Raw genomic sequence first — 13605 nt, forward strand, 5'->3', positions numbered from 1 at the left:
TCTTTTCAAAATCAACGAACAAACACTGTTTGTCGTTTGTGGGATCAGGATTTTGTGTGTTTATTGGTAGTGACTTGAATTGCTCGTCAGTAAATGTACATCAGAACAGTCTACATCTTTTACCAACTGTTTGATCGTGTATCCGGAAATTGGCTCGATCCAATCTGGGGCAATTTCGGCTAGGGGAACTAAAACAAATGCTCGCTCGCGCATCCGGGGGTGGGGGATTTGCAGGTTTGGTGTGTCGAGAATTGCTTGATCGTACAACAACAAGTCTAAATCAAGCGATCGCGGCCCCCACCTTTCTTGGCGCACTCGTCCAAATTGCTGTTCTGTGGCTAATAAGGTTTCTAGCAATACCTGTGGTGTCATGTCTACTTGCATGATGACGCAGCCGTTAATGTAATCTGGCTGCGGTGGCCCAACTGCTTTGGTTCTATACCAACTGGATGTTGCTTCTAATTGCATTGTCGGTATAAAGCTTAACTGGGCGATCGCTGCTGCTAAAATTTTTTGAGAATCACCGAGATTACTACCAAGTGCTACAGCTATCCGCACATACCGTTTATCACTAAGAGATTCTTGCCCACTATCATGAGGATGATTGATTATATTTTGCTCCCCATTGAGACCGGATAGTTTTAACAATTTTTCTTTGAAGAATTAAATAAAATTACCGCCTGAATCTTGACAAAATTCACGTACTAATTATGAGAATAATATTTTATGTAGCAATGAATTCAGTTAATTATTTATAGGATAATATACTAACACGAACGTAGTTAATTAACCCCTCAAAAGTCTTTTAGGCGGTTAATCTGCGATTAATTGGAGCAAGGAACTAACGTGGGGAATCTCACCTCCTGGTTCAAGCAACAACCAACAAAGTTTGAGTGACTCTGACAAGGAGGAACCGCGATTGTCGCCTGGTAATCAATATAAAAATGAGGAATCCACTGCCGAGAGCTTACCCCCAACCAAGGTGGGAAAGGTGAGGCAACTATTTGGACAGATGGGTAATGTTTCATCGGGAATAGTTACCATATTTACCAGTAGGGAAAAGCCGTTTTATCGTCGTTTCTGGTTTTGGGCAATGCTAACTGTAGGTAGTGGCGTAGTTGCTGCGAAATACGTCATTACTTCAATAGATAAAACTTTGCCTGATAAATCAGAACTACAAGCTTTTGTCCGTGAGCAAACATTAACAATTAAAGCAGCTGATGGTAATATCCTCCAGCAACAAGGAGAAGCCACCAGAGAACAACTTAAAATACAACAAATCCCCGATAAATTAAAAAAAGCTTTTATTGCCTCAGAGGATCGAAGATTTACTGAACATAATGGTGTTGATCTTCAAGGTATTGCTAGAGCAGGTTTAAATAACTTGCGATCGCGAAATGTGGTCGAAGGTGGTAGTACCATCACTCAACAATTAGCCAGAATTCTGTTCTTAAAACAGGAAAAAACCATCTGGCGCAAACTCAAAGAAGTCCGCCTTGCTCAGAAAATAGAAGCAGAATTTACAAAAGACCAAATTTTAGAGCGTTATTTAAATTTGGTGTATTTAGGCTCAGGCGCTTATGGTGTTGGCGATGCAGCTTGGGTTTATTTCAGTAAGCCAGTAGACCAACTTACCTTAGCCGAAGCAGCCACAATTGCTGGGTTAGCTCCTGCCCCAAGTTTGTATTCTCCTGAACAAAATCCCGCAGCCGCTAAACAACGGCGCAATTTAGTATTACAACGGATGCGGGAAGATAAAATTATTACCGCTGCCGAAAGTCAAGCCGCGGCTCAAGAAGCATTAATTGTCAAAAGTAGCTTGCCTAAACGGCTACAAGTTGAGTCACCCTACTTTACCAGTTACGTCCAGCAAGAATTACCCAAGTATGTTTCCGCTGATGTACTGGCCGTTGGTGGTTTAACAGTAGAAACCAGCTTAGACTCGAATTGGCAAAAAGCTGCCGAAGCCGCAGTGACAAAAGTATTACGTAATCAAGGACGTTGGGAAAACTTTAAGCAAGCCGCCTTGGTGGCTATAGACCCCCGTAGTGGGGAAATTAAAGCAATGGTGGGAGGCAAAGATTTTGGTAAAAACCAATTTAATCGCGTCACCCAAGCCAAACGTCAGCCCGGCTCAACTTTTAAAGGATTTGTCTACGCCACCGCGATCGCAACCGGCAAAAGCCCTTACGATACTTATTTAGATGCTCCCTTGATTGTCGATGGCTACGAACCAAAAAACTATAGCGAAAAATTCCGGGGCTTGATGAATATGCGAGATGCGCTCACTCGCTCTGTGAATATAGTTGCGTTGAAAGTATTGCTAGATGTGGGATTTGCGCCAACGATTAAACTAGCCCACGATATGGGGATTAAGTCGGAACTAAAACCTAATTATTCTCTCGCCCTTGGCTCCAACGAAGTCAACCTTTTAGAATTAACCAGCGCCTACGGCAGTTTTGCCACTCAAGGATTACACGTAGAGCCGCATGGTATTCGTCGCATCCTTAACCGCCAAGGCCAAGTGATCTGGTCAGCCGATTTTAAATCACAGCGAGCGCTGGATGCTGATAGTGCCGCAATTATGACTTGGATGCTGCGTAACGTTGTTGTGGAAGGGACTGGTGCAGCTGCTCAGTTAGATAATCGACCTGTAGCTGGCAAAACAGGAACCTCTGATGAAGCCAGGGATTTGTGGTTTATTGGCTACGTCCCCCAAGCAGTGGCGGGAGTTTGGTTAGGTAACGATGACAACCGCGCCACTTATGGTAGTAGCGGTAGTGCAGCCTACACTTGGCGTGAATTTATGGCAAAAGCCATAGAGGGAATGGCTGTCGAAAAATTCCCGGCAAGACCAAAGTTAGATGGTCGCAAAGGTACACTTAAAGCCCAACCAATCAAACCGAAGAAAGTCCTCAACAGTTCGAGTTCGAGTAATGATGAGGTCAATTCCAGTGATGCTGATGATAGCGGCTCATCTAGAAGAAGACGCAGACGTAGTTACCAGCAGCAAGAAAATAATACTGAGGCACCCAGAAGAAGGCGGCGCTTTCGCACTGTAGAAAATGATTCCAGTGCCTCAGCCACAGAACCATCCCGTTCTCGCCGAAAATCTAGACAAGTTGAGTCAGAATCCCCCACACCTCCAAGGTCTCGGCGGTCTTCACCTTCAACTAGTAATAGTTCGGGTTCTTCTGGTTCGGGTTCAGCATCATCACCAAATTGGCGGGATAGACTAAAACCAGGGTCATCTTCACAATAGTTAACTTGCTATGACTGGATCTGAGTTTGTCGCCACGTTAACCCAAGCTGGCAAAAATAGCGATCGCCCATCAGCTAAAATCATAGTTGATGCTCTGTTACTAGCCGAAAAAACCGCCAAACAGCAACGCATTAGCTATAATTTCGATTCTCTTGTCGGCACCTGGCGGCTGTGCTTTGCCACTGGAACACGTAAAGTGAGACAGCGCGGCGGCATAATTTTGGGTAAAGGCTTTTATTGGACTAAACTTACGCCAACTTATCTTTCTTTTGGTGAAGCAACATCAGCCAAAGCAGAAATTAGCAATCAGGTGAAACTGGGGTCTGTGTTTTTGAAACTCACAGGCCCAGCCAAATATTTAAGTAAAAAAAACCTATTAGCCTTTGATTTTATCCACATTCAAATTAGTCTTTTTGGTCGTGTTATTTACAACCAGCCTCTAGGCGGCAATAAATCACAAACAAAAGATTTTGACAACGAACCCATAGCTAAATTGCCATTCTTTGCTTTCTTTTTAATTACAGAAGATTTTATCGCTGCCCGTGGCCGGGGAGGTGGACTAGCATTGTGGTTTCGAGAGAAATAATCCGGACTAAATCAACTATCTATCCCAATTATTATGACGATACTTTTTGTAACGTCCATAATTATTTCCCCGGTCACGGCGTGAATTTTCCCGCCGTCCATAACCTTGATTTCGGTTAAAATTACCACGTCGCTGATCAGGTGACTGACGACGATTTATCCGCCCTCGACTATTTTGTTGACGATTAGTTTGATTAATTATTTGGATAATTGTATTGTTATCCCCATTAATCGCCGCTGTTTGGTTTGCTCCTTGATTACTGTTAACCTCGGCTAATGTAGGAGAAGCAACCAACCCAAAAGTTGCAACTGCTGTTAAAAGACTAAAAATAAATTTTTTCTTCCTCATTTTCACCATACCTTAAATCAACTTATTAAATAACCACCAATATCTAAAATTTGGTGGGGCTTGTACCCTTTGAATTACCAATTTGTAATTTATTGAGCCACCAGATTTATCTTTAATTAAGCCAAAATCTCACATCCCAAATTGTTTAACGGGTTCAAGCCTGCACCTAAATAAACGGATAGATTTCAGCGGCGGAAATTACGAGGTCTAGTTAAAGATGGGTCATAGGCTGGGTTGTAAACATCCACTTTCACCCCAACAGGAACCTTAATAGTCGGCCCATTTATCCCTGTACCGTTACCTCTACCACCATTAATACGCTGTCTGCTGGTGCGTTGTTGGTTTGCTCGTCCACTACCTGTATAAACTTGGGTACCAACTTGTGTAATTGCGTTTCCTGAGCATCGACCTTGATTTTGCAGATCTACATTGTTGCTCTGTCGGGAAGGCTGTCTAGAGCCACGTACCGCTACTTGCACGGAAACATCCGTCATTACACACTGTGCAGCTACAGGCTCAGTCACAGCAGGTGATATCGAGAGTAAGGCACTGCTCGATAACCATCCAATGAACAAAAGTTTGGATTTCATGCTTATCTCCTAGTCAAAATCAACATCTGGTAATTACTTACTATCGACACACAGTTGTAGAAGTCGTGCTTTGAGTAACGCTTCTACCTGAGTAATTATTTTGATGCTTAGTGTAGCTGGAAGTGTAACGACGACAGGGTGCTTGCCGATAATATCTTCGTAGGCGACGACGGGCAGAAGACTCAGATTGAGTGTAATAACTATCTGTTGATTGATCCCTGTCTTCTTCAGAAATGATTTTGACCCCGTTATCGGAATCAACGATTGTTGTACTGTCATCAGTACGGATCTCAACTCTGGATGCACTGGCTGCACTTGGCAAAACCATGAGCGCTAAGAGAACTACTAATGGTAAAGACTTTTTCGCTATCATGATGAAATTTCTCCATAGATGGAGCAAACAAGCTTTTTGATGCTGAATTAATTCAAAAAGCCCAACAATTTTAAACTTGGTGTTGTGCTTGCTAAAGCCAGTCTGTTACTTGTGGCTGTAGGCACTTCTGTTAAGACAGTGCTGATTGCTCAAAAGCTTGATTTTAATGGGTTTATTCTCAGTACTTTGCTATATTGCTGTAACAAAAGCAAAGTAACACTCAATCATTAGCTTATAACTCCCAATCTTCAATAAGATTGGGAGTTTCAGAGACTATTTATAAAGTAAATATTAGGTCGGTTGTGTTAGCTGCATATTTGCAATCTGAATTTTTCTGTGAGAAAAATTATCAAAGCATCTAACGCACGGTGTTTTTAGGCGGTGCTATTGGAATTTGATTTTTACTTTATAAATAATCGCTTAGTCCTCAGACTATCTCCGACGTTGATCACGACGAATAGAGTTTCTTTGTATGTTAATTAGCCTAGAGCGTTGGCCAATTCTACCGCCATCACCTACAGCGCCAGCAGATTGACCTGTGTATTGACCATTGTCTTGATTGACACGTCCGCCAGAACGCCGACCTCTAATGCGCTGACGACTGTTTTGGATATTAATTTGATCTGCTCGTTGATAAATTTGGCTGTCATTGCCTACAATAGCAGCGTTTTGCTCGACAGTCTGAGTACTTGTTTGGTTAGTTTCAGCATGAGCAGGTAAGGAAGCCAATCCTAAAGCTGCAACGGAGAAGATGCTTACCACATAACGTTTTATCAGTATCATACTTACCTCAATTTGTTAATTTTTGAGTGCTGTCAAAGAAACACCTTTACGCACAAAAAATGTGCATAAATAAGCGCAAGCTCTTTAACTGATGATTTTATATCTTACACGAATAGTTTCTCTCGAATTTAGAATAATTTCGTTTTTTATATGTCTATATATTTATATGAGTGCAAAATAATGATTGGGGGAATAAATCTAGCAAGGTATAAAAATCTCTCTAGTTCTAGCCTTGAATCATGATTCTTAAATGAAGTATAGAGAAAGACTAGAAAATAAAGTAATTACTGGTACTTTACTTAAACCTGATTTTGCTTAAAATGAGATTTTTTAGCTTTTATCCCCCAGAATTACTGGCTAATAAAGTTTTTACAGTTGCTGAATTTAAATTTCATAATACCAAATGTCTTCTTCTCGCACGACGATGCGATGGAGAGATAGACGGTCAATTAAACCTTCTTCCTCAAATTGCCCTAAAATTCGAGTGATGGTGACGCGAGTAGAACCAAGCATTTCTGCGAGGTCTTCGTGAGTTAACCGCATATCTATTAAACGTCCTTGTTCAACTTGTGAACCAAATTTTTTTGATAACCATGCTAATAGTTTAATCAGCATCATATCAACTTTTTTATAACTACGAATTACCATCAATTCTTCAGCTTGTTGGATATGTGCTATTAGCGTCTCTTGCGCTTGATACCAATCTTCTATGAGCAAGCTTTTGACTTCTACTTTGGTTAAGCACTCCATCTGATAAGGTTCTATTTTTGACAAGACTTTACCGATGATATCTCCAGGCCCCCATAATCCTAGAGCAACTGTTGTACCATCTTCTAAATAAGTAAAAGTACGTACGAAGCCTTTTTCAATTTGCCAAAGAACATTTTGCTGGTCTGGGAGGAATGAGCGTCTAGTAAAATGCGGCTTGGCGTTCTTTGTCGGTGCGTGAGACAAGCTTGAGTGTAAAGACACCATGATCTATAGTACGATTTTTCGACGTATTAACCGTAGTATACATATAGATCAAGCTAATGGTAAAATAAAATTAGAAACACTCACCAAACCAGCACTAATCAAACTACCAATGGGTTTGACTAAATTTGTGAGTCAAGAAATCTACATAGCATAACTTGGTGAATATTTACCCAGACTATTTTGTGAAAATTACTTTAATTATGCCGATGAACGAGAGTAGCACTAGCTTGATCTACGGGCATGAGTATGACTTCATTAATATTGACATGGGGCGATCGCGTGGTGCAGAAAAAGATTACATCAGCGATATCATCAGGAGTTAAGGGATTTACGCCTTGATACACCCGCTTGGCGCGTTCCCCATCACCATGAAACCGCACTTCACTAAATTCTGTTTCCACCATCCCAGGATCAACGGAAGTTACACGTACGGGAGTACCCAACAAGTCTTGTTTTAAACCTTCGGAAATTGCCTTGACCGCCGCTTTGGTTGCACAGTAGACATTTCCCCCTGGGTAAGTTTGATGTCCGGCGATGGAACCAAGGTTGACGATATGACCACGACTGCGTTTTACCATCCCTGGAACAATATAACGGCTGAGGTACAGCAAACCTTTAATATTGGTATCTATCATTTCTTCCCAGTCTTGAAAGTCGCCTTCGTGCAGCTTATCTAAACCGCGACTCAAACCAGCATTGTTGATGAGAATATCTATATTCGACCAATCGGCAGGCAGATTAGTAATAGTAGATTCTACCGCAGGGCGATCGCGCACATCTAGCTGTAATAAATGAGTTGCTGTGCCAAACTCTTGATGAAGAGTATTGGCTAACTCTTGCAACCGTTCCAGTCGTCGCGCCGCTAAAATCAATCTTGCACCAGCACCAGCAAAAACCTTGGCACAAGCAGTACCAATTCCACTGCTTGCACCAGTAATTAACACAATTTTATTTTTTAGGGAAATCATTGTTAATCAAGAGTCTATGGTCAAGAGTTTATTGTCCAATAATTCTGAACTATTGACCAAGACAAAGAATAGAGGATGAAATTTCATCCTTTATTTCATTACTCGCAAACGCTGAGTCACCATTGTGATCCCTTCACCCCGAACAATTACTGCCGAAATCCAGTGGCTACCAGCAGTTGCGGGTGCGCGTCCGACTTTAAATATTCCCCCCGATGTGAGTAATTGCAAATCTAAGGTTGAGGGATTGAGATATTTTTCAACTGTAACGGGTTCTTCTACCGCTGTTCCTAGGAGAAAATCATCACCTAAAGGTTCTTTAACAATCACATCAACACTATACTGCTGTCCGACTTTCACTTGCTGGGGTAATTTGAAATCAATTTGGGGTGGTTGATTCCCAGAGGTAATCAGGGTACGTTCCCCTAAGATGTCTTGACTGATAATTTTTCCACCTGCAATTCGTTGGCGGGATGTAACTGTAGCATTCAGGGCTAAGTTATTAGCGTTAGTCGATGGTGGGCTAGAAATGTTAGTTACTGTTTCGGCAATAATGGCATTACCTTCAGATTTCCAAGATTGCACCTTGGTTGTGTAGCGTAACTGGGGATATTGTTTCCAGAGAGTCAGCAGGGCTTTTTCTAAGTTTGTCCGATTTAACCCATCTCCATTGGTAAAATTAGGACTATAGAATTGGAGTACCGCTTTGGCGTTGCCTTTACTAGCAGCTGTATCAATTTGCGTTAGTAAATTGTTTAGTTCTGCGGGTGGCTTTGGGGGAGTTGCAGCTTGCACATTGTGTAAACTGCTAGTTAAACTCAGTGTCAGCAGCGATAATAACAGCCAATTTTGAGTAGAAAACCTGGGTTGGCGTTTGAGGAATACAGCAATAATGTTAGTCATTGGTAACAGTTTACTGATTTTATTCATGAACGTAGGGAAATTGTTTTATCTTAATGAAGCTAGGCGCTAAACGGTAGAGGTTTGATGACAAACGCACCGATAAAATTACTCATAGCTGCTAGTGGGACTGGTGGACATTTGTTTCCAGCGATCGCACTGGCAGAAAAACTGCCAGACTATGAAATTGAATGGTTGGGTGTGCCGAATCGACTAGAAACGCAACTTGTTCCCAAACAGTACCCCTTGAATACTATTCCAGTTGAAGGGTTCCAGCAAGGTTTCGGACTCGCATCTCTAAAGATTTTGGCTAAACTCATTGGTTCGATTATAGAAGTTCGACGAATTCTCAAACAGGGCAAATTTCAGGGCGTATTTACGACAGGCGGTTATATTGCGGGGCCTGCGGTGATTGCGGCGCGTTCTTTAGGTTTACCTGTAGTTTTTCACGAATCTAACGCTTTACCAGGAAAAGTGACCCGCTTTTTTGGCCCTTGGTGCAATGCAATGGCGCTGGGATTTGACGCAGCAACCAAGTATTTACCCAAAGCCAAAAATGTCTGTGTGGGTACACCAGTGCGATCGCAATTTTTAGCGGCAGAAATTCCAGCGCTAGATTTAACTATCCCCGATAATGCGCCGTTAATTGTAGTGTTTGGCGGTAGTCAAGGCGCAGTGGCTGTGAATAAATTTGTCCGTCAAGCTGCGAGTGCTTGGTTAGATACTGGTGCTTATATTGTGCATTTAACAGGCGATCGCGATCCCGATGCAGGGATTTTTAAACATCCGCAATATATAGAGTTACCCTTTTATGACAATATGGCGGCGCTGTTGCGACGTGCAACTTTAGCAATTAGTCGTTCTGGTGCTGGCAGCTTAACAGAATTAGCCGTATGTGGTACACCCGCAATTTTGATCCCTTACCCTTTTGCAGCGGAAGATCATCAATCTTACAACGCAGATGTATTTACCAAAGCTGGCGCAGCAATTACCGATAAACAGTCAGAGTTAACAGCAGAAATATTGCAAACTCAAGTTTTACAGTTATTGCAAAATCCCGCTGAGTTAACCAAAATGGGGGAAAATGCCAAAGCGATCGCAGTTCCTGATAGTGCCGATAAATTGGCTTCTTTATTGCGAGAAGTCTTGGAAACTTAAACAATTCAGTCGAGAAGATTTGCTGTAAAGACACGAAATTTCGTGTCTTTTTTATATATGGCTATATCTGGGAACTATAAATTAAAGCCACATACGGGAGAATAGTTCCTATGTCCAGAAGCCCAATTAGTGCAACTCTCAGCCAAACAGATAGAGATGCTTTGTTACAAGCCATTGCTACCATCAAAGAACAACTACCATTTTTAATTGATTTGAGTAACGAAGAGCGCAAAGCTTTACCCAAGATGGGAGATAAAAGCCGCGCCTTTGTCAGTAAAGCATTAGAGGTAGCAACACAGAACCCAGAGTTTTTACCACGTTCTTTTGATTTGGATGAAATGCGAAAGGATGTGCAATTGTTTGAAGCTTTGTATCCTTTATTGCTGTCCTTAACTCAGTTGCAAGAATTGGTTGATGATACCTCTCTTGCTGTTGGTAGTGAAGCCTATGCAGCCGCGTTACAAGTATATAACTACGCTAAAGCCAGTGGTCAAGGCGGGGGTTTAGAGACAGTACTTGAGGAAATGGGACAAAGATTTGTCCGTAAATCGCGTAAAGTCAAGTCTCAATCAGCAACGTTGTAGAAAATATCTTGACAGTTGCACTTCTGAACTCGGACGTTGGAGTAACAAGCTCGGCGTTTCGAGTTCTGAAGACAAAGTTCCAAGTAAAAAGCTTGGCGTTTCGAGTTCTGAAGGTGAAGTTCCGAGTAAAAAGCTTAACGTTTCGAGTTCTGAAGACGAAGTTCCGAGTTCAAAGGTTGAAGGATGAAGTTAAGAAGGCGATCGCAGCAGTTGAGTAGAGACGTTATACATAACATCTCTACATTGATCTTCACCAGATGTCTATTTACTCATTACTAAATAAATACCCCAAATCGCCATCGCCCGGAGGTAAGTACTGGCGCGGAAAGTCCCGGTGGCGGTAATGGCTTCGGGTGTGCGGAATTGCAAGCCGTTGTTATAAACTTGCTCGACTACAGCTTGTGTCAACCGCAAAGCTTCATCCTGCATTCCCATCTGCACAAGAAACGCCGCTAATCCAAAATTGATCCCTGTCCAAACTTCTAAAGGATGGGTAGCCTTGGGGTTTTCTGGTGAACCATCGGGAAGCACACCATTCGCCGCACCAAATTCACCGTTTTGGAATTTCAAAAAGCAAGCATCATAAACAGTCTTCAGGGCAGATAAAGCGCGATCGCTCGGTACAATATCTGGTAGCTCTAGTAATCGGGCATAAAATTGCCCACATAATTGATCTGCCATCACCACAGCAGAACCACTCTCACTATCTAACCGATAATATTGCCCGTTCCACAACTTTTCCTGATAGATAGGACGAGATTGCGCTAACCATACCTCATAGATAGACTTTTGTTTCTCTGCGCTCTCTACTACTTTATGGTTCGTTATTAAAATATCACTAATAGCGATCGCCGCCTCCAAAGCAGCCAACCACAACCCGCCACAATAAGCACTCACCCCCAGTAACCGCCAATCATCAAAAGTTTGGTCTGGTGCGCCTGAATTTTCAGGAATTCCATCACCATCTTTGTCAAAAGTTTTCAGGTAGTCGAGAGTCTGCACAACTGCATCCCAACAATCTGCTAAAAACTCGACATCATCAGCACCAGTCAGCAAATAATCGCGGTAAACTTGCAAAACGAAATCGCAGCTTAAATCCTTCCACAAATTACAGTCTTGATAACAGGTGTAATTCGTCTTCTCCCAAACGTGTTCATTGGGTGCGCCTAAATCGTGGGGTGTGGCACCAGCAACTTTACGGGCGGCAGTTGTCGTATCTGCACCAATGGTATAGTAGTAGCCAATAATCCGTTGATGGTCATCGCTTTGGGGAATTCCCCGTGCAAACGCCCGCATCACCGACTTTTCTAATTCGGGAAATAGTAGCAGCAAGCCAAAGGAACCATATAACCGCACATCTAAACTTTCATACCAGCGGTAATCTAAACATTCCAACACCGCAAATTGGCCGATAGGATCGATTTCTGATGCTGCACTCCAGAGAGTACCACCGCTAGTTAAGTCGTATAATTCGTTAAATAACGCCATTTTGAACCAGGCTGGCAAGTCTTCGCGGTTGAGAATTGGGGCTTGCCAACTTTGAATTTGCGATCGCCATGTTTGATAATTTCCTAAAGCAGTAGTCGCAATTTCCCAGGCTTGATTACCATCTTTACCAAAAAAATCTGTATATCTACGGTAATAATTCACCCCCGCAGCAAATTCTGTGACTGGACAATCCCAAGCCAACACAAAGGGAATTTCTAAAGTTTCCCCTGGTTGGACATTAAAGCGAACTGCGATCGCACTTCCTAGGCGTTGATTTTCTCCTACTGGATTAGTATCTAGATAATTAGGTAAAGAACCATCAGCCGCAAAGCTTTGCCATACCTCATCACCCGTACCTTCAGGATGCCATTTACTGTGGTGAAAAATTTCGACTTGGGGATGTTTTACCGTTGCAATACACCAACTCCCGTCACCTTCTTGTACAGGTGCAGTAATTCCCACCCTGCCTAAAAAACAACCAAAATATTCGGAATTTTCCACTACTTGATTGTAATTCCCCTGACTTTCACCCCAGCGCGGTTGATATTCATAAACTGGGCTACCATCATCGCGGATCTTGACTTCTGGCGACTTCAACGCATTAGTAAACCAGCCCACCATATTTTCCCAAGTCAGCATAATGCTGAGGGTAATCGGTGCATTGCTGGGGTTATGCGCCTTCCACAAAAACACCGCCACAGGATAACTCGTTTCTTGATAATTATTTGCCCAAATTGGCGAAAACTGCTCACAAGTTAGCTGTGATTGAAACACATTTTCATATACAAACCAACTGCGCGGGTATAAAGCATGATAAGTCCCTGTGGAAGTTGACTCACTACTCGCTGGATACCATTGCCAAGCATTGAGACTCCCATCTTCTAGTGATTGAGTAGATAAAGCGTAGGCTTGAGAAGATGTACCATAAGACTCAAACACACTGAATTGACAAGCAGGCACATTTTGGAAGATATGCTCACCGCCATCGATGTGCCATAGGTTAAAATCCCCCCTAGAAGAACGCCCAATGCAACCTGCACCAAAACCACCCAAAGGCATACCATGCCAAGGGCCATCATCAATATTACTGGCATAGCGGACTGTATAAGGTTTGTCCCAGCCTAAGCCGATGGGACGATTCCAAGTGTATTCAGGAATTTCTGGAGAGTGTTGATTTGTCATCGCCTGATGTCACAGCGTGCAGTTACGCTAAGGAAGCTTAACGCGATGTGTCATTTTTCTCAAGTTTTTTCGCCAAAGTATAAATGACTTCCTTTAGGAAGATGAACTGTCAAGCTAGTACGTTTACATTAATCACGGATGTCTGCTTAAGCACTAGGACATTTTTCGGCTTAACCTGTGGTTAAGCCTTTTTTTTGGGAAATTTGCTGCGATCGCTTTCATCTTAGACACTTTTTTGCAATAATCAAATCAAGATTATGCAAAAAACGCATGAGTGCGGATGCAATAAATTCCAACAAATGCGATTCTCATTGTTGTAGGAATAGGTTGATGCTGATAGAGATAGATACCCCTGGCAAAAACCGGGGGCTTTTTATTGACCGAAAAATTTGAGATTTTGGATGGGGAATT

At 42.4% G+C, this 13605-nt stretch carries 14 protein-coding genes; 5 read left to right on the forward strand and 9 right to left on the reverse strand.

Annotation, left to right across the window (positions count from 1 at the left end):
- Nucleotides 1–60: 60 nt before the first annotated feature.
- Nucleotides 61–558, reverse strand: coding sequence for a 2-amino-4-hydroxy-6-hydroxymethyldihydropteridine diphosphokinase (gene folK, locus NOS7107_RS22355; protein ID WP_085999829.1), 498 nt, complete (start codon nt 556–558; stop codon nt 61–63).
- 361 nt (nt 559–919) lie between these two features.
- On the opposite strand from folK, the gene NOS7107_RS22360 reads away from it, so the two are divergent.
- Nucleotides 920–3262, forward strand: coding sequence for a transglycosylase domain-containing protein (locus tag NOS7107_RS22360; protein WP_015115215.1), 2343 nt, complete (start codon nt 920–922; stop codon nt 3260–3262).
- A gap of 10 nt (nt 3263–3272) precedes the next feature.
- On the forward strand, nt 3273–3848 hold the full coding sequence (locus tag NOS7107_RS22365) for a hypothetical protein (RefSeq protein ID WP_015115216.1): 576 nt from the start codon (nt 3273–3275) through the stop codon (nt 3846–3848).
- A gap of 15 nt (nt 3849–3863) precedes the next feature.
- Here NOS7107_RS22365 and NOS7107_RS22370 read toward each other — a convergent pair whose 3' ends face one another.
- From NOS7107_RS22370 to NOS7107_RS22390, 5 genes are all read right to left on the reverse strand, one after another.
- On the reverse strand, nt 3864–4196 hold the full coding sequence (locus NOS7107_RS22370) for a hypothetical protein (protein WP_015115217.1): 333 nt from the start codon (nt 4194–4196) through the stop codon (nt 3864–3866).
- A 185-nt stretch (nt 4197–4381) separates the two neighbouring features.
- Complete coding sequence (locus NOS7107_RS22375) at nt 4382–4786, reverse strand: hypothetical protein (RefSeq protein WP_015115218.1); 405 nt, start codon at nt 4784–4786, stop codon at nt 4382–4384.
- Nucleotides 4787–4826: 40 nt separating this feature from the next.
- Nucleotides 4827–5159 carry a hypothetical protein gene (locus NOS7107_RS22380; RefSeq protein WP_015115219.1) on the reverse strand — a complete coding sequence of 111 codons (333 nt, stop codon included), beginning with the start codon at nt 5157–5159 and terminating at the stop codon, nt 4827–4829.
- Nucleotides 5160–5591: 432 nt separating this feature from the next.
- The gene (locus NOS7107_RS22385) at nt 5592–5942 is read right to left on the reverse strand and encodes a hypothetical protein (protein WP_015115220.1); all 351 of its coding nucleotides are present in this window, start codon (nt 5940–5942) and stop codon (nt 5592–5594) included.
- 384 nt (nt 5943–6326) lie between these two features.
- Nucleotides 6327–6917 (reverse strand): Crp/Fnr family transcriptional regulator, encoded by a 591-nt coding sequence (locus NOS7107_RS22390; protein WP_015115221.1) that lies wholly within the window; start codon nt 6915–6917, stop codon nt 6327–6329.
- Between NOS7107_RS22390 and NOS7107_RS28755 the strand changes: the two genes are divergently transcribed.
- The gene (locus NOS7107_RS28755; protein WP_157374107.1) at nt 6916–7071 is read left to right on the forward strand and encodes a hypothetical protein; all 156 of its coding nucleotides are present in this window, start codon (nt 6916–6918) and stop codon (nt 7069–7071) included. The genes NOS7107_RS22390 and NOS7107_RS28755 overlap by 2 nt on opposite strands.
- A 40-nt stretch (nt 7072–7111) precedes the next feature.
- On the opposite strand, the gene NOS7107_RS22395 is transcribed toward NOS7107_RS28755, so the two are convergent.
- Complete coding sequence (locus NOS7107_RS22395; RefSeq protein ID WP_015115222.1) at nt 7112–7885, reverse strand: SDR family oxidoreductase; 774 nt, start codon at nt 7883–7885, stop codon at nt 7112–7114.
- Between the two features lie 90 nt (nt 7886–7975).
- Complete coding sequence (locus NOS7107_RS22400) at nt 7976–8785, reverse strand: hypothetical protein (protein WP_044501068.1); 810 nt, start codon at nt 8783–8785, stop codon at nt 7976–7978.
- Nucleotides 8786–8869: 84 nt separating this feature from the next.
- Here NOS7107_RS22400 and murG point away from each other — a divergent pair, with 84 nt between their 5' ends.
- Both murG and NOS7107_RS22410 read left to right on the forward strand, forming a co-directional pair.
- Nucleotides 8870–9940 (forward strand): undecaprenyldiphospho-muramoylpentapeptide beta-N-acetylglucosaminyltransferase, encoded by a 1071-nt coding sequence (gene murG / locus NOS7107_RS22405; RefSeq protein ID WP_015115224.1) that lies wholly within the window; start codon nt 8870–8872, stop codon nt 9938–9940.
- Nucleotides 9941–10050: 110 nt separating this feature from the next.
- A complete protein-coding gene (locus tag NOS7107_RS22410) occupies nt 10051–10524 on the forward strand; it encodes a hypothetical protein (RefSeq protein WP_015115225.1) in 474 nt (157 codons plus the stop codon).
- A 261-nt stretch (nt 10525–10785) separates the two neighbouring features.
- On the opposite strand, the gene NOS7107_RS22420 is transcribed toward NOS7107_RS22410, so the two are convergent.
- Nucleotides 10786–13194: a GH116 family glycosyl hydrolase gene (locus NOS7107_RS22420; protein ID WP_015115226.1), complete on the reverse strand. Its 2409-nt coding sequence runs from the start codon at nt 13192–13194 to the stop codon at nt 10786–10788.
- Between the last annotated feature and the right edge of the window lie 411 nt (nt 13195–13605).

Source organism: Nostoc sp. PCC 7107 (assembly GCF_000316625.1).
Lineage (GTDB): Bacteria > Cyanobacteriota > Cyanobacteriia > Cyanobacteriales > Nostocaceae > Nostoc_B.